Annotated in this window: 22 protein-coding genes and 1 tRNA gene; 19 read left to right on the top strand and 4 right to left on the bottom strand. The window is 64.2% G+C overall.

The window, feature by feature from the left end:
- Nucleotides 1-47: 47 nt before the first annotated feature.
- Nucleotides 48-134 (bottom strand) — tRNA-Leu (locus ACFOEV_RS04350).
- A 111-nt stretch (nucleotides 135-245) separates the two neighbouring features.
- On the opposite strand from ACFOEV_RS04350, the gene queA reads away from it, so the two are divergent.
- The 5 genes from queA to secF all read left to right on the top strand — a co-directional run bounded on the left by queA (nucleotide 246) and on the right by secF (nucleotide 5,742).
- A complete protein-coding gene (gene queA, locus ACFOEV_RS04345) occupies nucleotides 246-1,301 on the top strand; it encodes a tRNA preQ1(34) S-adenosylmethionine ribosyltransferase-isomerase QueA (RefSeq protein WP_386771909.1) in 1,056 nt (351 codons plus the stop codon).
- A 33-nt stretch (nucleotides 1,302-1,334) separates the two neighbouring features.
- Nucleotides 1,335-2,456: a tRNA guanosine(34) transglycosylase Tgt gene (tgt, locus tag ACFOEV_RS04340; RefSeq protein ID WP_386771908.1), complete on the top strand. Its 1,122-nt coding sequence runs from the start codon at nucleotides 1,335-1,337 to the stop codon at nucleotides 2,454-2,456.
- Between the two features lie 56 nt (nucleotides 2,457-2,512).
- Nucleotides 2,513-2,845 carry a preprotein translocase subunit YajC gene (gene yajC, locus ACFOEV_RS04335; RefSeq protein ID WP_386771907.1) on the top strand — a complete coding sequence of 111 codons (333 nt, stop codon included), beginning with the start codon at nucleotides 2,513-2,515 and terminating at the stop codon, nucleotides 2,843-2,845.
- 126 nt (nucleotides 2,846-2,971) lie between these two features.
- Nucleotides 2,972-4,822 carry a protein translocase subunit SecD gene (gene secD, locus ACFOEV_RS04330; RefSeq protein ID WP_386771906.1) on the top strand — a complete coding sequence of 617 codons (1,851 nt, stop codon included), beginning with the start codon at nucleotides 2,972-2,974 and terminating at the stop codon, nucleotides 4,820-4,822.
- A gap of 11 nt (nucleotides 4,823-4,833) precedes the next feature.
- Complete coding sequence (gene secF, locus ACFOEV_RS04325; protein ID WP_386771905.1) at nucleotides 4,834-5,742, top strand: protein translocase subunit SecF; 909 nt, start codon at nucleotides 4,834-4,836, stop codon at nucleotides 5,740-5,742.
- 191 nt (nucleotides 5,743-5,933) lie between these two features.
- Here the strand turns inward: secF and ACFOEV_RS04320 are convergent, their stop codons facing one another.
- A complete protein-coding gene (locus ACFOEV_RS04320; RefSeq protein ID WP_386771904.1) occupies nucleotides 5,934-6,728 on the bottom strand; it encodes an inositol monophosphatase family protein in 795 nt (264 codons plus the stop codon).
- A 175-nt stretch (nucleotides 6,729-6,903) separates the two neighbouring features.
- On the opposite strand from ACFOEV_RS04320, the gene trmJ reads away from it, so the two are divergent.
- The 14 genes from trmJ (at nucleotide 6,904) to der (ending at nucleotide 20,333) form a co-directional block, all read left to right on the top strand.
- Nucleotides 6,904-7,701, top strand: coding sequence for a tRNA (cytosine(32)/uridine(32)-2'-O)-methyltransferase TrmJ (gene trmJ, locus ACFOEV_RS04315; protein WP_386771903.1), 798 nt, complete (start codon nucleotides 6,904-6,906; stop codon nucleotides 7,699-7,701).
- Between the two features lie 168 nt (nucleotides 7,702-7,869).
- Nucleotides 7,870-8,739: a serine O-acetyltransferase gene (gene cysE / locus ACFOEV_RS04310; RefSeq protein WP_386771902.1), complete on the top strand. Its 870-nt coding sequence runs from the start codon at nucleotides 7,870-7,872 to the stop codon at nucleotides 8,737-8,739.
- Between the two features lie 143 nt (nucleotides 8,740-8,882).
- Entirely contained in the window at nucleotides 8,883-9,353 is a 471-nt protein-coding gene (gene iscR, locus ACFOEV_RS04305; RefSeq protein WP_386771901.1) for a Fe-S cluster assembly transcriptional regulator IscR, read from the top strand.
- A gap of 48 nt (nucleotides 9,354-9,401) precedes the next feature.
- Nucleotides 9,402-10,553, top strand: a complete 1,152-nt coding sequence (locus ACFOEV_RS04300; protein WP_386771900.1) for an aminotransferase class V-fold PLP-dependent enzyme — start codon at nucleotides 9,402-9,404, stop codon at nucleotides 10,551-10,553.
- A gap of 36 nt (nucleotides 10,554-10,589) precedes the next feature.
- Nucleotides 10,590-10,916, top strand: coding sequence for a HesB/IscA family protein (locus ACFOEV_RS04295; protein WP_386771899.1), 327 nt, complete (start codon nucleotides 10,590-10,592; stop codon nucleotides 10,914-10,916).
- Between the two features lie 203 nt (nucleotides 10,917-11,119).
- Nucleotides 11,120-11,548, top strand: coding sequence for a nucleoside-diphosphate kinase (gene ndk / locus ACFOEV_RS04290; protein ID WP_386771898.1), 429 nt, complete (start codon nucleotides 11,120-11,122; stop codon nucleotides 11,546-11,548).
- A gap of 60 nt (nucleotides 11,549-11,608) precedes the next feature.
- The gene (rlmN, locus tag ACFOEV_RS04285) at nucleotides 11,609-12,736 is read left to right on the top strand and encodes a 23S rRNA (adenine(2503)-C(2))-methyltransferase RlmN (RefSeq protein ID WP_386771897.1); all 1,128 of its coding nucleotides are present in this window, start codon (nucleotides 11,609-11,611) and stop codon (nucleotides 12,734-12,736) included.
- A gap of 70 nt (nucleotides 12,737-12,806) precedes the next feature.
- Entirely contained in the window at nucleotides 12,807-13,553 is a 747-nt protein-coding gene (pilW, locus tag ACFOEV_RS04280) for a type IV pilus biogenesis/stability protein PilW (protein ID WP_386771896.1), read from the top strand.
- A gap of 30 nt (nucleotides 13,554-13,583) precedes the next feature.
- Entirely contained in the window at nucleotides 13,584-14,639 is a 1,056-nt protein-coding gene (locus tag ACFOEV_RS04275) for a RodZ domain-containing protein (RefSeq protein ID WP_386771895.1), read from the top strand.
- Nucleotides 14,640-14,649: 10 nt separating this feature from the next.
- On the top strand, nucleotides 14,650-15,765 hold the full coding sequence (gene ispG, locus ACFOEV_RS04270; protein WP_386771894.1) for a flavodoxin-dependent (E)-4-hydroxy-3-methylbut-2-enyl-diphosphate synthase: 1,116 nt from the start codon (nucleotides 14,650-14,652) through the stop codon (nucleotides 15,763-15,765).
- Nucleotides 15,766-15,796: 31 nt separating this feature from the next.
- Nucleotides 15,797-17,083, top strand: coding sequence for a histidine--tRNA ligase (gene hisS / locus ACFOEV_RS04265; protein WP_386771893.1), 1,287 nt, complete (start codon nucleotides 15,797-15,799; stop codon nucleotides 17,081-17,083).
- Nucleotides 17,084-17,122: 39 nt separating this feature from the next.
- On the top strand, nucleotides 17,123-17,782 hold the full coding sequence (locus ACFOEV_RS04260; protein WP_386771892.1) for a YfgM family protein: 660 nt from the start codon (nucleotides 17,123-17,125) through the stop codon (nucleotides 17,780-17,782).
- Nucleotides 17,779-18,933, top strand: coding sequence for an outer membrane protein assembly factor BamB (gene bamB / locus ACFOEV_RS04255; RefSeq protein ID WP_386771891.1), 1,155 nt, complete (start codon nucleotides 17,779-17,781; stop codon nucleotides 18,931-18,933). The genes ACFOEV_RS04260 and bamB overlap by 4 nt, the downstream gene beginning before the upstream one ends.
- Entirely contained in the window at nucleotides 18,930-20,333 is a 1,404-nt protein-coding gene (der, locus tag ACFOEV_RS04250; RefSeq protein ID WP_386771890.1) for a ribosome biogenesis GTPase Der, read from the top strand. The genes bamB and der overlap by 4 nt, the downstream gene beginning before the upstream one ends.
- Nucleotides 20,334-20,393: 60 nt before the next feature.
- On the opposite strand, the gene ACFOEV_RS04245 is transcribed toward der, so the two are convergent.
- The gene (locus ACFOEV_RS04245; protein WP_386771889.1) at nucleotides 20,394-21,503 is read right to left on the bottom strand and encodes a PQQ-dependent sugar dehydrogenase; all 1,110 of its coding nucleotides are present in this window, start codon (nucleotides 21,501-21,503) and stop codon (nucleotides 20,394-20,396) included.
- A 19-nt stretch (nucleotides 21,504-21,522) separates the two neighbouring features.
- Nucleotides 21,523-21,981 (bottom strand): hypothetical protein, encoded by a 459-nt coding sequence (locus ACFOEV_RS04240; RefSeq protein WP_386771888.1) that lies wholly within the window; start codon nucleotides 21,979-21,981, stop codon nucleotides 21,523-21,525.
- Between the last annotated feature and the right edge of the window lie 57 nt (nucleotides 21,982-22,038).

The following is a 22,038-nucleotide window of genomic DNA, read 5'->3' as shown; positions in this document are numbered from 1 at the left end:
CGGAAGGAATCGAGAGTGAGGAAGAGACGCTAAGTACTTGAAAGGAATGGTGCCCGGGGTCGGACTCGAACCGACACGCTGTCTCCAGCGGCGGATTTTGAATCCGCTGCGTCTACCGATTTCGCCACCCGGGCAGCGCGTTGCATTATACGTAGACCGCCGATCAGGTCAATCGTCCGACCTGACTTCCTCACCGCGAACCGGTATCCTATGGCGCCTGACAATCCCCGAGCCCGATTTTCCCGATGCAGCGTGCCGATTTTCATTATGAGCTCCCCGACGAGTTGATCGCCCGTTATCCGTCCGAGCGCCGCAGCGACTGCCGTCTGCTGAGCGTGGATGGCAATAGCGGTCAGCTTGCCCATCGGCGCTTCCCCGAGCTGCTGGACCTGCTCGACCCCGGCGATCTGCTGGTATTCAACGACACCCGCGTGATTCCGGCTCGCCTGCATGGCCACAAGGCCAGTGGCGGGCGCGTGGAGATGCTGCTCGAACGCCCGCTGGACACGCACCGTGGTCTGGCCCACTTGCGCGCCAGCAAGTCACCCAAGCCGGGCACCGAGCTGATCTTCGAGGGCGATATCCACGCCGTGGTCGAAGGGCGGCGCGAGGCGCTGTTCGAGCTGCGCTTCCTCGGCGAGACGCCGATGATCGAACTGCTCGAGCGCCACGGCCATATGCCGCTGCCGCCCTACATCACCCGCGACGACGAACTCGCCGATCGCGAGCGCTACCAGACCGTCTACGCTCGCCGCGACGGCGCCGTGGCCGCCCCCACCGCCGGCTTGCATTTCGACGAGCCATTGCTCGAGGCCCTGGCGACCCAGGGTATCGACAGTGCCTTCGTGACCCTGCACGTGGGCGCCGGCACCTTCCAGCCGGTACGTGCCGACGATATCCGCGACCACCAGATGCACAGCGAATGGATCGAGGTGAGCGAAGAGGTGTGCGACAAGGTACGGGCAGCAAAAGCCGCGGGCCGTCGAGTGGTCGCCGTGGGCACCACCAGTGTGCGCTGCCTGGAGTCGGCTTGCCTGATGACCGGGACCGGTGACATCGCCCCCTACAGCGGCGAAACCGATATCTTCATCTATCCCGGCTACGAATGGCGCTGCGTCGATGCTCTGGTGACCAATTTCCATCTACCCGAGTCGACTCTGCTGATGCTGGTGGCATCCTTCGCCGGCTTCGATACCGTGATGAGGGCCTATCGGGCCGCCGTGACCGAACGCTATGCCTTCTTCAGTTACGGCGACGCCATGTTCTTGACCCGCAAGACGCGCCTGACCGACGCCACCTGACCTTCGAGAGACTGCATGCGAAACGAGTGTTTCATGAACTTTGAGCGCCTGGCCAGCGACGGCCGGGCACGCCGCGGGCGCCTGCACTTCCCCCGCGGTACGGTGGAAACGCCTGCCTTCATGCCGGTGGGTACCTACGGCACCGTCAAGGGCATGACGCCGGCGTCGGTGAAAGAGATCGGCGCCGAGATCATTCTCGGCAATACCTTCCATCTCTGGCTGCGTCCGGGGACCGAGGTCATCGAGGCCCACGGCGATCTGCACGACTTCGCCCAGTGGGACAAGCCGATTCTCACCGACTCCGGGGGCTTCCAGGTATTCTCGCTGGGAGAGATGCGCAAGATCACCGAAGAGGGGGTGCACTTCCGCTCGCCGGTGGACGGCGCCAAGGTATTCATGGGGCCCGAGGAATCCATGGCTGTCCAGCGTGCGCTGGGCTCGGACATCGTGATGATCTTCGATGAGTGTACCCCCTACCCGGCCACCGAGCGCGAGGCGGAAGCCTCCATGGAACTGTCGCTACGCTGGGCGAAGCGCTCCCGCGAGGCCCATGGCGACTCGCCCTCGGCGCTGTTCGGCATCATCCAGGGCGGCATGTACCCCCAACTCCGCGAACGTTCTCTGGCCGGGTTGCTGGAGATCGGCTTCGACGGCCTGGCCATCGGCGGGCTCTCGGTCGGAGAACCCAAGGAGCAGATGATCGAGGTACTGAATTACCTGCCCGCCTGGATGCCGGAAGACAAGCCACGCTACCTGATGGGAGTGGGCAAACCCGAGGATCTGGTGGAAGGCGTGCGTCGTGGCATCGACATGTTCGACTGCGTGATGCCGACCCGCAATGCCAGAAACGGTCACCTGTTCACTTTCGAAGGCACGATCAAGATCCGCAATGCCAAGCATCGTCACGACCCCCGGCCACTGGAAGACGACTGCGATTGCTACACTTGTCAACGCTTCTCGCGGGCCTACCTGCATCACCTCGACCGCTGCGGCGAAATGCTCGGCTCGATGCTCAACACCATCCACAATCTGCGTCATTACCAACGTATAATGGCCGGTTTGCGCGGTGCTATCGAAGCGGGTACATTGGCGGACTTTATTGAACGGTTCTACGCGCGACGTGGCCTGCCGGTACCACTCGCGCCGAGTGCGTAGCCAAGTGGCAATGCGAATTTCTTTTCCTCCCACCTGAATCCAGGAGACATCACCCAATGCTGGACTTCTTCATCTCTCCGGCCCATGCCGAAGGCGGCGCCGCCGGCGGCGGTATTGCCCAGATCGTCATGCTGGTCGGCTTCGTGCTGATCTTCTACTTCCTGCTGTGGCGCCCCCAGGCCAAGCGTGCCAAGCAACACAAGCAACTCGTCAGCGGTCTCTCCAGGGGTGACGAAATCGTCATCGGTGGCGGTATGGTGGGGCGGATCACCAAGGTGAGCGACGACAGCGAGTTCATCACCATCGAGATCGCCGAAGGCACCGAGGTCAATGTACAGAAGAACGCCGTAGCGGCGGTACTGCCCAAGGGCACGATCAAGTCCATCTGACCCCTTACTGGCGGTCTACAGTGCCGGCGGAAGGCCCTGGCGCCTTCCCCGTCCACGACTGGACCGCATCGCCAGTCACGTTATGCGCTAACTATCTCGTCACGTTAGCTACAAGGCAGGGCTTGCATGCTCAACCGATATCCCCTGTGGAAGTATCTGCTGATACTCCTCGTCCTCGTCGTCGGCCTGATCTATTCGCTGCCCAACCTCTACCCTGAGGATCCAGCGGTCCAGATCAGCAGTGTCCGGGGCGATGTGACCCTCGACGAACGCCAATTGGAACGCTTCGAGCGCGCCCTTACCGATGCCGGCATCGAGATCGAGACCAGCGAGATCAGCAACACCGGCATCCTGATCCGTCTTGCCGATACCGACGACCAATTGAAGGCCCGCGACATCATCGCCGATATGGTGGGCGATGACACCGTGGTTGCCCTCAACCTGGCAGAATCCACCCCAGACTGGCTGGAGAGCCTGGCCGCCTCCCCCATGACGCTGGGCCTGGATCTGCGTGGCGGCGTACACTTCCTGCTCGAGGTCGACATGGATGCGGCGGTGACCCAGCGCCTGGAAGTCAATGCCAGCGCCATGCGCGAGATGCTGCGTGACGAACGCATTCGCTATCGCGACACCGAGGTCGACGATCGCACCCTGACGCTGAGTTTCGCCGATGAGGAAGACCGCGATGCGGCACGCCAGCTGATCGCTCGCCAATTCCCGGACTTCGATTACCGGAACCTCGACGAGGGCCGCGGCGCGGCGCTGGAGATGACCCTGACCGATCAGGCCGTCAACGAGATCGAGGATTATGCGATCAATCAGAACCTGACCACGCTGCGCAACCGGGTCAACGAACTGGGCGTCGCCGAGCCACTGGTCCAACGCCAGGGCCCCAATCGTATCGTCGTCGAGCTGCCGGGGGTCCAGGATACCGCCGCCGCTAAGCGCGTGGTCGGCGCAACCGCCAACCTGGAATTCCGCCTCGAAGCGCGCCCGGACACCCCGGAACACGAGACCGAAGAGTTCGGCTTCCGCAACAATGAGGCGCGTACCGCCACCCTGATGCGCGATGTGATCATCACCGGTGACAGCGTTTCCAATGCCAGCCGCAGCTTCGACGAGAACGGCCGACCCCAGGTCAACATCGACCTGGACGGCACCGGCGGTACCCAGATGAATCGCGCCACCCGCACCAACATCGGCCGCAACATGGCGGTGCTGTACATCGAGCACAACACCCGGACCCGCACGGTCATCGAGGATGGCCAAGAGGTCGAGGTACGCGAGCCCTATACCGAGCGCGGCATCATCAGCCTGGCCACCATCCAGAGCGCACTGGGCAACAGCTTCCGCATCACCGGCCTGGAATCACCCACCGAAGCGGCAGAGCTGGCGCTGTTGCTGCGCTCGGGTTCGCTGGCGGCACCGATCTACTTCGTGCAGGAGCGCACCATCGGCCCGAGCCTGGGTCAGGAGAACATCGATCGCGGCGTGATGTCGGTGCAGATCGGCCTGTTGCTGGTGGTGCTGTTCATGTTGGTGCGCTACAAGGTGTTCGGCGTGATCGCCAACCTGGCATTGGGAATCAACCTGGTCCTGCTGATCGCCGCCATGTCGATGCTCGGTGCCACGCTCACGCTGCCCGGCATCGCCGGGATCGTGCTGACCCTGGGCATGGCAGTTGATGCCAACGTGTTGATATTCGAGCGAATACGTGAAGAGTTGCGCAGTGGCTTGTCGGTCCAGCAGGCCATTCATGCCGGCTACGAGCGCGCCTTCACCTCGATCATCGATGCCAATATCACCACCCTGCTGGTGGCGCTGATCCTGTTCTCGATCGGCACCGGGCCGGTGAAAGGCTTCGCCGTAACGCTGTCGCTGGGCATCCTGAGCTCGATGTTCACCGCCCTGCTGGTGTCGCGAGCCATGGTCAACCTCACGTATGGCGGCAAGCCGGTGAAGAAACTTTGGATATGAGGAGCCTTGCGATGCGACAGTTCGATTTCATGGGCAAGCGCCGCCTGGCCTTTCTCGTTTCGGCTCTGATGTTGCTGGTGTCGATCGGCTCCCTGGCGGTGCAACAGCTCAACCTGGGGTTGGATTTCACCGGCGGCACCCTGGTGGAGGTCCGCTACGACAGGGCGCCATCGCTAAATACCGTGCGCCAGACGCTCGAGACCGAAGGCTTCCAGGATGTCTCGGTGCAGAGCTTCGGCGCCGCCACCGAGGTACTGATCCGTCTGCAGCAGGCCTTCGACCCCGAAGTCGGCGAGCAGGTGGTCAACCTGCTGCGTAGCGATGGCGACAACGTCGAGCTGGTACGTGCCGAATTCGTCGGTGCCCAGGTCGGCGAACAGCTACGCGACCAGAGCGGTCTGGGCCTGCTGGTGGCACTGGGAATCGTAATGCTCTACGTGGCCTTCCGCTTCCAGTACAAGTTCGCCCTCGGTGCGCTGCTGGCATTGGTCCATGATGTGGTGATCGTGGTCGGCGTCTTCTCGCTGTTCCAGCTCGACTTCGACCTCACCGTGCTGGCCGCCCTGCTCGCGGTGATCGGCTATTCCCTGAACGACACCATCGTGGTCTACGACCGTATCCGCGAGAACATCCGTAAGTCGCGCGTCGACGACATGCCGGCGATTTTCAACGACGCCATCAATGCCACCCTGTCGCGCACCCTGGCTACCTCGGGCACCACCCTGCTGGTGCTGTTGGCCTTACTGGTGCTGGGCGGCGACATGATCCACAACTTCGCCCTGGCGTTGATCATCGGCATCGTCGTGGGGACCTTCTCCTCCATCTATGTCGCCTCGGCGCTGTTGCTTCCACTCAAGCTCCAGCGCCTGGACCTGATCCCGGCCAGGAAGGAAGACCCGGAGGCAGAGGAGCTCCCCTGACACAAGCTCGAAGCTCGAAGCTCGAAGCTCGAAGCTCGAAGCTCGAAGCTCGAAGCTCGAAGCTCGAAGCTCGAAGCTCGAAGCTCGAAGCTCGAAGCTCGAAGCTCGAAGCCAGAGCATAACCAAAACCGCCCCCATGGCATGGCCATGGGGGCGGTTTTTCTTCCAGCTTCAAGCTTACGGCTTACCGCTCAAAAATGCGGTTTGAGCTGTTGCACCAACGCCTTGTAAAGGCGAGGGCTGGCGGCCATCAGTTGGCCCTCGGTTGCCACGTCCGGGCGACCGTCGGGGGTGCCCATCAGGGCACCGGATTCTTTCAGCAACAGCGTACCGACCAGCTTGTCCTGCTCCTCGAGGCCCAGCACGAAGGCAGCATCGGCGCGGCCGCTGGCGAGCTCCGCCAGATCCAACAGGCCGCTGCCGGTGGCACGCTGCACCTCGATCTGCGGACTGAGCTGCTGCACGAGTGTCAGGTAGGCCGGCAGATGACGAGGGCGCAGCCAGGTTTCCGGCAGGCTCATCGCGAGTCGGGCGCCGCCGATGGCGGTGGTCTTGGGCACACGGATGCGCTTACCGTTGTACTGGGCACCACGCCCGCGGCTGGCCAGGTACTCATCGTCGCTGAACGGGCAGATGACCACCGCATGCTCCGGACGCCCCTTGACCAGGCATACCAGAGACAGAGCGAAGCCGGTGCTGGCCGCCGTCAGGTTGGAATAGCCATGGAACGGCTCGATCTTCCAGTGGTAGTCCTGCCCTTCGCCCTGCCCCTCGCGGTAGGGCGTGTAGCGACCGGAGATGCCATGCTGAGGATAGCCGCGCGACAACTGATGCACGATCAGCGTCTCGGCGTTGCGGGCGGTATCCTCGATCAGACGATCGAGATTGTGTTCTTCGTGAGCATTTTCGATACGTTCACGAATGCGCACGAATTGTTCGGCGGCGCTGCGCATGGCGCGCAACCCGAATTGGACCATCGGATGCATGATCGGGCCTTTGAGGAGTCGGTAGCTGTTAAAGAACGGTGTCGGATGACCGACAAGAACGGCGCGCATCCTAGCAGATTGTGGCCACTACCGCCATTGCCGCATGAGCGTCAAGGGGCGAGAGCGTGATAGACTTCGCTGGTTGACCATCCAGCAACCAGCAGGCAGTGGCTCCATGCTAGAGCGTATTCGCGTCGTCCTGATCGGCACCAGTCATCCCGGCAATATCGGCGGCACCGCTCGCGCCATGAAGAACATGGGACTGTCGGACCTTGCCCTGGTGGCACCGCGCGGCGAGGCCCGCTCGGCGGACGCCATCTCGCGGGCCTCGGGCGCCGACGAGATCCTGGCGGCGGCGCCTATCGTCACCAACCTGGAAGAGGCCGTGGCCGATTGCACCCTGGTGGTCGGCGCCAGTGCCCGCTCGCGCACCCTGCCCTGGCCGATGCTCACGCCACGAGCTCTCGGCGAACGCCTGTCGCAGGAACTTACCGGCCCCGAGGCGCGTGTGGCACTGGTGTTCGGCCGCGAGGATACCGGCCTGACCAATGCCGAACTGCAACGCTGCCACGCCCATGTGCATATCCCCTCCGATCCCGCGTTCAGTTCGCTGAACCTGGCCACGGCGGTACAGGTGCTGGCCTACGAGTGTCGCCTGGCCTGGCTGGCGAGCCAAGAGGGAACCGTCACCGCCACGATCGAGCGCCAGCAACCCTTCGGCATCGACTGGGACAATCCGCTGGCCGACCACGGTGACCTGGAACGCTTCTTCGCGCATCTGGAGCGGGTCCTCATCGCCATCGACTTCCACGATCCCGACACTCCCCGGCAACTGATGGCCCGCCTGCGCCGGCTGTACCTGCGGGCGCGTCCCGATCAGATGGAAATCAACATCCTGCGCGGTATGCTCACGGCGATGGAAAAGCGCGTCGGGCGATCACCGACCGCCAGGCACGACGGCGAACACTCCTGAGGCCCGCACTGTGGCCGCGCCTTGCAGGCTGGCGCCCACGCCCCAATAATGGTCTTTTTGGTGGGTGATCGGTGCTCCCTCCTCACCCGCCCCCGGGCATCGACCGACAGGGCTTGGACTTGGTGACAACCCTGGACTTGCTGCCACCCGTGATGTAAGGACTGCTGCATGTTTTATCACCTGCGTGAAGATATCAACAGCGTATTCGCTCGCGACCCTGCCGCGCGCAACTTCCTCGAAGTCCTGACCAATTATCCGGGACTGCACGCTCTGCTCGCCCATCGCCTGAGCCATTGGCTGTGGCAGCACAACCTCAAGTGGCTGGCCCGCACCATCTCCACGCTGTTTCGTTGGCTGACCGGTATCGAGATCCATCCCGGGGCCCGCATCGGCCGCCGCTTCTTCATCGACCACGGCATGGGCGTGGTGATCGGCGAGACCGCCGAGATCGGCGATGACGTCACCCTCTACCAAGGCGTGACCCTGGGTGGCACGAGCTGGAACAAGGGCAAGCGCCACCCGACACTGGAAGACGGCGTGATCGTCGGTGCCGGCGCCAAGATTCTCGGCCCCTTCACGGTAGGTACCGGGGCCAAGATCGGTTCCAATGCGGTGATCACCAAGGCCGTGCCTGCCGGCGCCACGGTGGTCGGCATCCCCGGCAAGATCGTCAAGCGTGCCGAGCCCGACACCGAGGAAGCGCCGACCTTCGATCCCGAGCGCCGTGAAGCCATGTGCCGGAAATTCGGTTTCGACGCCTACGGCGTCAGTCAGGACATGCCCGATCCGGTGGCGCGCTCGATGCAGGCCATGCTCGATCATATGCATGCCGTGGATCAGCGCATCGAGCAGATGTGCAACACGCTGAGAAAGCTCGACGCCAGTTATCGCAACGGCCAATTGCCCGAGCTGCGCGACGAGGACTTCGCCGAGATTCTCGACGACGTCGACAGTTGCTGCCCGCCGGTCGGGAGCGACGAGCGGCGGGATGAGCCGCCCAAGCGTCGCAGCTCGGAAGACGCTAACGACGCCTCCTGACGCCGACGGTGAATTGTTGACCACGGTACTGGGTTTTCCCATAATGGCACCACAAGCCGGCTACCGGTGCATCGCCTGCGGTGAGGTGGTCGGGCGATCGTCCAGCCGAGACGCCCCATGACATTCAGCGTTCGATACCTCTTATGCGCCTGACTACCAAAGGACGCTACGCCGTCACCGCGATGCTCGACCTGGCCCTCAATGCCGCCGAGGGCCCGATCTGCCTGGCCGAGATCTCCCGGCGTCAGGAGATCTCGCTGTCGTATCTCGAGCAACTTTTCGCGCGGCTGCGACGGGCCAAGCTGGTCAAGAGCGTGCGAGGGCCGGGGGGCGGCTATTTACTGGCGCAGGCGCCGGCAGGCATCTCGGTGGCGCGAGTCATCGATGCCGTCAACGAGTCAGTGGACGCCACCCGTTGCCAGGGATTGTCGGACTGTCAGCAAGGCGATACCTGCCTGACCCACCATCTATGGTGCGAGCTGTCCCAGGAAATCTACGGCTTCCTCGACGGCATCACCCTCGACGAACTGGTGCAGCGTCACGAGGTTCGCGTCATCGCCGACCGTCAGCGCCGGCGCACCGATCAAGACACCATCGCCGTGTCCTCGCCCTAGGCGAGCCACGGCGACCAATGCCGTCAGCGAGGATCGTCCCACACCGTCATGAGCGCTCCCGTCTATCTCGATTATGCCGCCACCAGCCCGGTCGACCCTCGCGTCGCCGAGGTCATGAGCCGCCACCTGACCCGGGAAGGCACTTTCGCCAATCCGGCATCGCGCAGTCACATGCCCGGCTGGCTGGCCGAACAGGCGGTGGAAGGGGCCCGGCGCCAGGTCGCCGATCTGATTCACGCCGACCCGCGCGAGATCGTCTGGACCAGCGGCGCCACTGAGGCCGACAACCTGGCACTGATCGGTTTCATGCGGGCCAATCGCGCTCGCGGCCGCCACCTGGTGACCTCGCGCATCGAACACAAGGCGGTGGTGGATACGGCCCGGGCACTCGAGACCGAGGGCTTCGAGGTCACCTGGCTGTCACCGGGCCCCGACGGGCGCGTCACGCCCACCCAACTTCGTGAAGCACTGCGCGACGATACCGTGCTGGTGTCGCTGATGGCGGTCAACAACGAACTGGGCAGCATCCACGATCTCAAGGCGCTGGCCGAGGTCGCCCATGCCGGCGACGCCGCCTTCCACGTCGATGGCGCCCAGGCCGCCGGCAAGCTCGACCTCGATGTGCAGCGCCTCGGCATCGACCTGCTGTCGCTGTCGGCCCACAAGCTGTATGGCCCCAAGGGGATCGGCGCCCTATTCGTGCGTCGCCACCCGGACATCCGCGTCGAGGCCCTGATCCACGGCGGCGGGCATGAACGCGGCATGCGCTCGGGGACGCTCGCCACCCACCAGATCGTCGGCATGGGCGAGGCGTTCGCCCTGGCACAGCAGGAAGGCGAGGCCGATCAGGCACACATTGCCCGACTGCAGGCCCGTTTCCTCGATGGCCTGGCCGACCTCGACGGCATCCACCGCAATACCGATACCCGAGTGGCACTGCCCAACATCGTCAACCTGGCCTTCGACGGCGTGGATGGCGAGTCGCTGTTGATGGCCCTGCGCAATATCGCCATCTCCACCGGCTCGGCCTGCAACTCAGCGAGCGTTGAGCCGTCCTATGTACTAAAGGAAATCGGCGTACCGCGTGCTCGTGCGCTGGCATCGCTACGTTTCAGCTTCGGCCGCTTCACTACCGATGCGGAGATCGACACGGCGCTCGGTGAACTACGCCACGCCGTCGTCGCACTGCGCCGCCGATAATTCGCACCCCATTTACCTTCGCAGGAGGCAAACCCCATGGCGCATCTTTCGATCACTACCGCCGCCGCCAGCCAGATTCGCCAGGTTCTCGACGAACGTGGCCACGGCTTGGGCCTGCGTGTCTCGGTCAAGCCCAGCGGTTGCTCCGGCTACAGCTACGTACTCGACTTCGCCGACGAGGCCGACAGCGAGGATGTCTCCTTCGAAGAGCATGGCGTCAAGGTCTTCGTCGCTCCGGAGGCGTTGGAAATGCTCGACGGCAGCGAGGTCGATTACGTCTCGGAAGGCCTGAACCGCTTCTTCCGCTTCCACAACCCCAACGTCAAGGACGAGTGCGGTTGCGGCGAAAGCTTCAGTGTTTGAGCACGCTGACCGCCGTACGACCGCACAGTGATTGTTCTGCATCGCCTCCAGCCGTTATAATGCGCGGCTATTCGGCATTCGTGCTCGACTGACGCACCAATTTCTCGACGCGCCGCCCTGTGCATCCGGATTCTCTGGTCATGCCTCGGGCGGCGCGCCGTCATCCAGAAGCCCGTTCACCACCCTCACGGAGATAATGCCCCATGGCCATTGAGCGCACCCTGTCCATCATCAAGCCCGACGCCGTTGCCAAGAATGTGATCGGCGAGATCATCAGCCGTTTCGAGAAAGCCGGCCTGCAGGTCGTCGCCGCCAAGATGCTGCACCTGTCCCGGGAGCAGGCCGAAGGCTTCTATGCCGAGCACAAGGAGCGCCCCTTCTTCGGCGACCTGGTCGGCTTCATGACCTCCGGACCGGTGGTGGTGCAGGTTCTGGAAGGCGAAGGCGCCATCGCCAAGAACCGCGAACTGATGGGGGCCACCAACCCGCAGGAAGCCGCCGCCGGCACCATCCGCGCCGACTTCGCCCAATCCATCGATGCCAACGCCGTGCATGGCTCCGACTCCGCCGCTTCCGCTGAGCGCGAAGTGGCCTATTTCTTCGGCGCCGACGAGATCTGCCCGCGCGGCTGATAGCGTGCCCACGCGGGAGGCGACCCTCCCGCGTCTTGTCCACCGACTCCGCGATGTCCCATGACTGCCACCACCGTCACTCCCCGTACCAACCTGCTCGGCCTGTCTCGTGAACAGATGGAGACCTTCTTCCTGTCGATCGGCGAGAAGAAGTTCCGCGCCGCGCAGGTAATGAAATGGATCCACCACGAAGGCTGCGACGACTTCGAGGCCATGACCAACCTGTCCAAGGCGCTGCGCGCGCGTCTGGCCGAGGTTGCGGAAATTCGTGGCCCGGGGGTGGTCTACGAAGGCAGCTCCAGTGACGGCACCCGCAAGTGGGTGCTGGAAGTCGAAGACGGCAGCTATGTGGAAACCGTGCTGATTCCGGCGGAAAACGGCAATCGCCGCACCCTTTGCGTCTCGTCGCAGGTCGGCTGCTCGCTGGACTGCAGCTTCTGCTCGACCGGCAAGCAAGGCTTTCAGCGCAACCTCACCGCGGCCGAGATCATCGGCCAGGTATGGGTGGCGCAGAGAAGCGTCGGGCCACGCAAGGATACCGCCAACCGCCCGGTGACCAATGTGGTGATGATGGGCATGGGCGAGCCGCTGATGAACTACGACAACGTGGTGCCGGCGATGAAGCTGATGCTCGACGACGATGGCTATGGCTTGTCCAAGCGCCGCGTCACCCTGTCGACCTCCGGTGTGGTGCCGATGATCGACAAGCTCGGCGACGAACTCGACGTGAGCCTGGCCGTCTCGCTGCATGCCGCCACCGACGAGCTACGCAGCGAGCTGGTGCCGCTCAATCGCAAGTACAACATTCGCAGCCTGCTCGATGCCTGCCAGCGCTATCTCGCCAAGTGCGACGACACGCGCATGGTGACCATCGAGTACACCCTGATCAGGGACGTCAATGACCAGCAGCAGCATGCCGAGCAACTCGCTGCGCTGCTCAAGGAGTTGCCGTGCAAGATCAACCTGATTCCGTTCAACCCCTTCCCGCACTCGGGCTACGAGAAGCCGTCGCGCAACCAGGTCATGCGCTTCCAGCAGTGGCTCTACGAGTTGGGATACACGGCGCCGATCCGCAGCACTCGCGGCGATGACATCGACGCTGCCTGCGGCCAGTTGGTGGGTCGCGTCAAGGACCGCACCAAGCGTCATGCGCGTTATATTCAATCGATTCAGCTCGACGCCGACTGATACCCGCGGCGACCTTGACTTCAACTGTACACAGCGCTTTGATGGGTAGGCTTTTTTACGGGGTAACGCCATGATTCGTCGCTACTGCTTGCCAGTCAGCCTCACGCCGGCCGCTGTAATGGTGGCCTTGCTGAGCGCCGCCTGGCTATCGGGCTGTGCGAGCCAGCCCAGCAGTTCCGAATCGGAAGCCGACCCTGCCGACGCCTACACGCAGTTGGGAACCGCCTATCTGGAACGCGATAATTTGCCTCGCGCCATCTCGGCACTCGACCGAGCGCTCGAGATCGACCCCGACGATGCCGAGGCGCTGCAGGCCATGGCCATGGTGTACCAGCGCCAAGAGGAAAACGACCTCGCCGACAAATATTTCCGGCGGGCGCTGCGGATCGATAGCGGTTTTACCCGCGCCCGCAACAACTATGCGGCCTTCCTGTTCGACCAAGGGCGCACTGCCGAGGCCTGCCGCCAGCTCGAACAGGCTACCGGCGACACCCAGTACCGCAACCGGGCGCTGTTGTTTGCCAACCTGGGACAATGCCAGCGTGAACTCGGCGACCTGGATGCCGCCCGCCGTAGTCTGGAGCGCGCCCAGGACATCGCCCCCCGAAGTCCGCGCAGCTACTTCACGCTGGCCGAAATCGAATATTCGCAGGGCAACTATTCGCGGGCCTGGGACCAGCTGCAATCCTTTATACGCCTGGCAGGCATCACCCCCGAGAGCAAGCGGCTGGCGAGCGCCATCGCTGCCGCCAGGGGAGACGATGACACCGCCGCCTTCTTTTCCGAGCAGTTAGGCAGCTCCCGTGGCGCTCCCTGATGACCGAATCTTGATTAAGGATGCTCAGACATGAGCGAAACACACTACAACGACCCAGCCGAGCTTGCCCCCCCGTCCTCGTCTCCCGGCGAGTTGCTCAAGCGCGAACGGGAGAATCAGGGACTGTCCCGCGAAGAAGTCGCCAGTGCCCTGAACCTGCGTCCCGCGGTGGTCGACGGACTCGAATCCGACAGCTATGACGAAATACCGGTCGCCGCCTATCGTCGAGGCTACCTGCGTGCCTATGCGCGCCTGCTGGGCATCGATGAATCCCCGGTGATCACCGCCTATCAGTCACGCTTCGGCGGTAGCGAGAACGAGCACAAGGTCACCCCGGTGCATGTCACCAAGCCACCGTCGCGCCTCGGCACCTGGTTGTTCAGACTGGTCACCTTGCTGGTCATCGCCGGCCTGGTCGGCCTGACACTGCTGTGGTGGCAAAGCCGCGACGGCAACGATCTGCTGGGGCTGGGGGGCAGTGAGCCGGTAGCCGTGGACACCCTCGATGGCACCACCATCACCGAGGACGCCGATGAGCCGACCGCCGAGGAGTCGCTCCCTCCCTTGCCGGACGAGAGCGACGACATGGGACTGGTCGCCGATGAAGCATCTCCCGAACCCAGCGACGATACCGCTGTCGATAGCGACAGCGTCGATGCACCGGCGTCTGTCCGCCCCGAAGAAGAGCTCGCCGCTGACGCCCCCGTGGCGCCCACGACCACTGCGCCTGCCGAGCAGGAGCCCGGCGTCGACGATCGCGAGGATCTCGCGGCCGGTACGGAAGCAGTCGAGCCCAGCGCGGATGCGGTGACCGAGGAGGACGCTGCGGCGCCGCCTGCCGATCCGCGAATCCTGGAGCTGACCTTCAACGAGCAGTCCTGGACCGAGATCTTCGACGCCAACGACGAGCGTATCTTCGTCGGCTTGCAGGAAGGCGGTACCCAGGCCACCGCCGAGGGTGACCCGCCCTTCCGCCTGACCATCGGCAACGCCACCGGCGTCGAGTTACGATATCGCGGTGAATCCATCGACCTCGGCGCTCGCGCCGGGTCCAACAATGTTGCCCGTTTCACCCTAGGAGAATGACATAGCCGCCATGCACGCTCAGTCTCCCATCATCAGACGCCGTTCACGCCAGATCCATGTCGGCAGGGTCGCGGTCGGCGGCGACGCACCGATCGCCGTGCAGAGCATGACCAATACCGACACCCTGGACGTGGCGGCCACCGTGGCCCAGATCCGCCAGCTCGAGGCCGCCGGCGCCGATATCGTGCGCGTCTCGGTGCCCGACATGGACGCCGCCGAGGCCTTCGGCCGCATCAAGGCGCAGGTGGACGTTCCGCTGGTCGCCGACATCCACTTCGACTACCGGATCGCCCTGCGCGTCGCCGAGCTCGGCGTCGACTGCCTGCGCATCAACCCCGGCAACATCGGCCGGGAGGACCGGGTGCGGGCGGTGGTCTCCGCGGCCCGCGACAACGGCATCCCGATTCGCATTGGCGTCAACGCCGGCTCGCTAGAGAAGGATCTGCAGAAGAAGTACGGCGAGCCGACGTCCGAGGCGCTGGTGGAATCCGCCATGCGCCACATCGAGCACCTCGATCGTCTGGACTTCCCCGACTTCAAGGTCAGCGTCAAGGCCAGCGACGTGTTCATGGCCGTGGCCGCCTACCGCCAGTTGGCCAAGCTGATCGAGCAGCCGCTGCACCTGGGCATTACCGAGGCCGGGGGCCTGCGCTCGGGTACCGTCAAGTCGTCGATCGGGCTCGGCATGCTGCTGATGGACGGTATCGGCGACACCATCCGCGTCTCGCTGGCTGCCGATCCGGTGGAAGAGATCAAGGTCGGCTACGACATGCTCAAGAGCCTGCGACTGCGCTCCAAGGGCATCAACTTCATCGCCTGCCCGAGCTGCTCGCGCCAGAACTTCGACGTGATCGGCACCATGAATGCCCTGGAGGAGCGCCTCGAGGACATCATGACGCCACTCGACGTTTCCGTGATCGGTTGCGTGGTCAACGGCCCGGGCGAAGCGAAGGAAGCCGAAATCGGCCTGACCGGCGGCAGCCCCAACAATCTGGTCTATATCGACGGCAAACCAGCCAGCAAGTTGCGCAACGACCATCTGGTCGACGACCTCGAAGCCCTGATTCGTGACAAGGTCCGTGAAAAGCAGCAGGCCGAACAGGATGTGATCGCCCGCGAGAATTGAGCCACTCGGGCGATACCTTAAGGAGCACATGTTGAGCAAGAAGATCCAGGCCATTCGTGGCATGAACGACCTGCTGCCCGATCAGTCGCCATTGTGGCAGTACTTCGAGGGACAGGTGCGCTCGCTGATGCAGCGCTACGGATACGCTGAGATCCGCACACCGATCGTCGAGCAGACCGCCCTGTTCGCACGTTCCATCGGCGAAGTCACCGATATCGTCGAAAAGGAGATGTACACCTTCGAGGATCGCAATGGCGATAGCTTGACCCTGCGCCCCGAAGGCACCGCCAGTTGCGTGCGGGCGGCCATGGAGCACGGCCTGCTGCACAACCAGACCCAACGGCTGTGGTACCAGGGTCCGATGTTCCGCCACGAGCGTCCGCAGAAGGGCCGCTATCGACAGTTCCATCAGGTCGGCGTCGAGACCTTCGGCCTCGAGGGTCCGGATATCGATGCCGAGCTGATCCTGCTCTCCGCGCGGCTGTGGAAACAGCTCGGCCTCCATGAGCACGTGACCCTGGAACTCAACTCGTTGGGTTCCAGCGAGGCGCGGGCCGCCTACCGCGATATCCTGGTCGCCTACTTCGAACGTCATTACGAGGTACTGGACGAGGATTCACGACGCAGGCTCACGAGCAACCCACTGCGCATTCTCGATTCCAAGAATCCCGACATGGCGCCGATGCTGGCCGAGGCCCCACAATTGCTGGATCACCTCGATGCCGAATCCCGTGAGCACTTCGAGCGGCTGACCGCCATCCTCGACGCCGCCGGCATCGGCTACACCATCAATCCGCGCCTGGTCCGTGGCCTCGACTACTACGGCCGCACCGTCTTCGAGTGGACTACCTCGGCACTGGGCAGCCAAGGGACCGTCTGTGCCGGAGGGCGCTACGACGGTCTGGTCGAGCAGCTCGGCGGCAAGCCGACTCCTGCGGTCGGCTTCGCCTTGGGCATCGAACGCCTGATCCTGCTGCTCGAAACCCTGGAACTGGTCCCTCAGGAGGCCAGTGCTCCCTTGGACGTGTACCTCCTGGGCATGGACGAGCCGGCCACGCGCGCCGCGCTACTGTTGGGCGAAGAGCTGAGGGAACGTCTTCCCGAGCGACGCATCCAAGTGCACTGCGGCGGCGGCAGCTTCAAGAGCCAGATCAGGAAGGCCGACAAGAGTGGTGCCCGCCTGGCCCTGCTGATCGGCGAGGATGAACTGGCTCATGACCAGGTGACGGTAAAGTTCCTGCGCGAGGAGCGTGAGCAACAGCGACTGGCGCGCGGTGAGCTGGCCACCACCCTGGATACCCTGCTCGCAAGCCCCTGATCGGGCGATAGACGATCCCAGAATCAAAGGAGACCGCCCGTGGCGGAGCTGAGAACCGAAGAAGAGCAGCTTGAAGCCATCAAGCGTTGGTGGAAGGAAAACGGCACGTCGTTGATTGCCGGGGTGGTGATTGCCGCCGCAGGGGTGCTGGGCTGGAATGCCTGGCAGGACTATCAGGCCAGCCAGGCCGAAGCCGCCTCGATGCGTTATCAGCAACTCATCAACCTCGCCAGTCAGGATGAACTGGAAGCGGCCGATCGCAGCCGAGCCCTTGAGCTGATCGATGAAATCGTCGGTGAGCATGACGACACCCTGTATGCCGATCTGGCCGGGCTGATCGAGGCCCGCCTGGCGGTGTCCGATGGCGACCTGGCTGCCGCCCAAGCCGCGCTGGGCGATGTCATCGAGGTCAGTTCCCGCGACTATATCCAGAGCCTGGCTCGCTTGCGCCTGGCCCGCCTGCAGCTTGCCGATGGCGATCCCGACGCAGCGCTGGCGACCCTCGACGAGGAGATCTCGTCGTCGCTTGCCGCTCAACGCGCCGAGATTCGTGGTGACGCCTACGTGGCGCTGGAACGTGACGAGGACGCTCGCGAGGCCTACCAGCAGGCCAAGGCCCTAGCCAGCGAAAATGACCAGCCGCTTTACGGCATCCAGCTCAAGCTCGACGACCTGGGGACCCCGGAGGCCACCCTATGAAGACCCCGATGTTCGTGATCATGGTGGCTACCCTCACCCTGCTGGCCGGTTGCGCCGGCAAGGTCGAGCCTCAGTACCCCCCCAAGGACCTGACGAGCTTCGATGCCACCGTGGAACTCGATAGCGCCTGGAGCCAGCGTATCGGTGAAGGCCTGGGCCGGGCCCGCTATCCGATCAGTGCCGCCTCGGAAGATGGCGTCATCTACGCCGCCGATACGGAGGGTCGTGTCGTGGCTCTGGAGGCCAACAGCGGCGATACGCGCTGGGAGAAGAATCTCGATACCGCCATTTCCAGCGGCCTGACCGCCATCGGCGGGGGGCTCTATCTCGGCACTCGCAACGGCGAGGTGCTGGCCCTGAGTCAGGACGATGGCGAGATCCAGTGGCGTTCCCGGGTTTCCAGCGAGGTACTGGCAGCGCCCCAGGCCAACAGCCGGCTATTGATCGTGCAGAGTGTCGATGGCGCCGTGACGGCCCTCGATCGCGCCACCGGCGATGAACGCTGGGTCTATACCGGTAGTCAACCGGCGCTGACCCTGCGTGGCACTGGCACCCCCCAGGTCATCGAGCCGGTATCCTTCGTCGGTTTCGCCAATGGTCGCCTGGCCACCCTCGACAATCGCAGTGGCCAGTCGCTCTGGGAGATGCGCGTCGCCGTGCCCCAGGGACGCAGCGAAGTCGATCGACTGGTCGACCTGGACGGCCAGCCGGTCCTGACTCCCGACGGGCGTCTCTACGTGACCAGCTATAACGGCCGCCTGGTCGCGCTCGAGGCCACCAGCGGTGAAATGCTCTGGGAGCGTGAGCAATCCAGCTACCTGACCCCGCTGGTGGTCGGCGACCACCTGTTCACCGTCAACGACGCCGGTCATGTGCTGGCCATGGATGCCCTGTCCGGGCGCGAGATATGGCGTTCGACAGACCTGGAGGGGCGCTGGCTGACGTCACCGGCCTTCGCCGACGGCAGGCTGGTATTCGGCGATTTCGAGGGCTACGTGCACTTGCTGGATGCCAGCAGCGGCGATATCGTCGGCCGCACCCAAGTCAACGGTTCGGGCATCAGCCTGCGCCCGCTCACCGAGGGTCGCCGGATCTATGCCCAGGCCAATGACGGGCGCCTCGAAGCCCTGCAAATACGCGAGATCCAATGAATCCTGTTATCGCCCTGGTCGGCCGCCCCAATGTCGGCAAGTCGACGCTGTTCAACCGTCTGACCCGCTCGCGGGATGCCCTGGTGGCCGACTTCCCCGGCCTGACCCGAGACCGCAAGTACGGCAACGGCCAGCTCGGCGACAAGACCTACACGGTCATCGATACCGGTGGCATCAGCGGTGACGAGGAAGGCATCGACGCCGTCATGGCCGAGCAGTCGCTGCTGGCCATCGACGAGGCCGATATCGTGCTGTTCCTGGTCGACGCTCGCGCCGGTCTGCATGTCGCCGACGAGGCCATCGCCAATCACTTGCGCGTCAACCAGAAGAAGACCTGGCTGGTGGTCAACAAGACCGATGGCCTGGAAGAACACTCGGCAATGGCCGACTTCTGGACACTGGGCCTGGGCGATCCCCATCCCATCGCCGCCGCCCATGGCCGCAACGTCACCAGCCTGATCGATGAGGTGCTGGCTCCCTTCCCGGAGCGCGAGGAGAATGCCGTCCCGGCGGATAGCAGCAATGGCATCCGCATCGGCGTGATCGGCCGCCCCAACGTCGGCAAGTCGACCCTGGTCAACCGTCTGCTCGGCGAGGAGCGGGTGGTGGTCTTCGACGAGGCCGGCACCACCCGCGATGCCATCGAGATTCCCTTCGAGCGGCGTGGCAAGCCCTATGTGCTGATCGATACCGCCGGCGTGCGGCGCCGCAAGAACGTCCGCGAAATCGCCGAGAAGTTCTCGATCATCAAGACGCTCGAGGCGATCAAGGAGTGCCAGGTGGCGATCGTGGTGCTCGATGCCCGCAGCGGCCTGGTGGAGCAGGACCTGCACCTGCTCGACTACGTGCTGACCTCGGGGCGCGCGCTGGTGTTGGCGGTCAATAAGTGGGATGGCCTGGAGAGCGAGGCGCGCGACAAGATGCGTGCCGACATCAAGCGCCGCCTGGGCTTTACCGACTATGCCGATCTGCACTTCATCTCCGCGCTGCACGGCACCGCGGTGGGCGATCTCTACCCCTCCATCGAGCGCGCCTTCGCGTCCGCGACCAGCCACTGGTCGACCAACCGCCTGACCACCATCCTGCAGGATGCGGTGAGCGAGCATCAGCCCCCGCTGGTGCATGGCCGGCGCATCAAGCTGCGCATGGCCCACCAGGGCGGCAGCAATCCACCGATCATCGTCGTCCACGGCAACCAGACCGGCGCGCTGCCGGAAGCCTACAAGCGCTATCTGACCAACACCTTCCGCAAGGTGCTCAAGGTCCGCGGCACCCCCATCCGTTTCGAGTTCCGCTCAGGCGAAAACCCTTACGATCCCAATGCCGGCGCCAGCGACCGTGAAAAGGCCAAGAAACGGGAACTGGGCCGCACGCGCGAGGCGCGCAAGAAGCGCCGTTAACGCCGCTTGACGTTCGGTCTTCAGAGGGCGCCCATGGGCGCCCTCGCCGTTGTGCAAGGCTCAAGGCGATGTCGCCGGCATCACGCGCAACACCCGCCCTTTCTCGCTATCGGTCACCAGGTACAGCGCGCCGTCCGGTCCGCCCCTGACGTCACGCATGCGCTCGCCGAGTTCATCGAACAGGACCTCCTGATCCACGATCTCGCCGTCTTCACGAATCAGGCGGCGCACCTGCCGGGCGGCCAGCGCCGCAACGAACAGGTCGCCCTTCCATGCCGGAAAGCGCTCGTCATCGTAGAGCGCCATGCCCGCGGGAGCGATGGATGGTGTCCAATGCAGCAACGGCGACACGTATCCCGGCAACTCGGTGAACGGAGTGACCAGCGCACCGGTGTAGTCAACGCCATGCGTGACCAGCGGCCAGCCATAGTTGGCACCCGGCTCGATGCGATTGAGCTCGTCGCCGCCCCTGGGCCCATGCTCGTGACTGAGCAGCTCATCCCGAGTCGCATCGAAGACGATGCCCTGCACATTGCGATGGCCGAGGCTATAGAGTTCCGGTCGCGCCTCGCGATCGTCGACGAAAGGGTTGTCGTCGGGTACCGAGCCATCGAGGTTCAGGCGCACCAGACTGCCCAGGTGGTTGCCCGGGTTCTGCGCCTGTTCCCGGTAGTCGAAACCATCGCCCAGTCCCAATACCAGGGTGTCATCGGGCAGGAAGGCAAGCCGCCCGCCGAAATGCGAGCGCCCGTGCTTGTCCGGCTCGGCGCGAAACAGCGTCTCGCGCTCGACCAGCCGTTCGCCATCGAAGCGGGCGCGATCCAGGCAGGTCGTATTGGCGGCAAGCGTGCCACAGGCATAGCTCAGATACAGGTGCCGGCTCTCGGCAAAATCCGGCGCCAGCGCCACCTCGAACAGCCCCGCCTGGCCGCCGACGAAGACCTCGGGCACGCCGGGGATCGGCGCTTCACGCAGCGTGCCATCGGCCTCGATCAGGCGCAGACGTCCGGCGCGTTCGGTGACCAGCATGCCACCGCCGGGCAGGAAGGCCAGCGACCAGGGGTGCTCGAGCCCCGTCGCCATAGTCTCGATCCGGTAGTCCGTGGCCAACGCCGTGGCACAGGTCGCCAGACCCGTGATGGCCAGCACGACACAGCCGAGTCGACGCATATGACTTCCTCTTGCCAGGTTACGCTGAAACCCCGTCCCACCGGGAGTGCACCAGGATGGCGTAGCCCCAACCACCCAGGGCGGCGGTCGCCATCATCGCCAGTGTGCCCTCCCCGCTGCGGGTGGCCGCGATCAAGGTCGGCATGGGTGCCAGGGTATCGACGATCCACAGCGTCACCCATAACCCCACCGCCGCCGCTAGCGCGTGAATCGGCCAGGCGCCACCCCCCAGCCGGCGGGTGACCAGGGTGGCCGCCGGCATGGCGCCCAGCATCATGATGGTGACGAGGCTGCCATACAGTGGCGTGAAGCCCACCAGATCGCGGGCCGTCGTCGACAGGCGCGTAGCCCACGAGATCTCGACACCCAGCGCCGTGAGTGCCGCCAGGTTGAACTGGGTCTGCACTATCGACCCGAGCAGTGTGGCATCCAGCACGGCGGCAACATAAGCCACCAGCGGTCGCCATCGGTTCGCCATGATCAACTCTCCCGAGCAAGGGCGAGAATAGCGGTGAAGCGATATGCCAGCCATGTT

The sequence above is a fragment of the Litchfieldella rifensis genome (assembly GCF_042646605.1).
Taxonomy (GTDB): Bacteria; Pseudomonadota; Gammaproteobacteria; order Pseudomonadales; family Halomonadaceae; genus Litchfieldella; species Litchfieldella rifensis.
The sequence above is the reverse complement of the archived record's forward strand: the minus strand, read 5'-3'. Positions and strand labels throughout refer to the sequence as shown.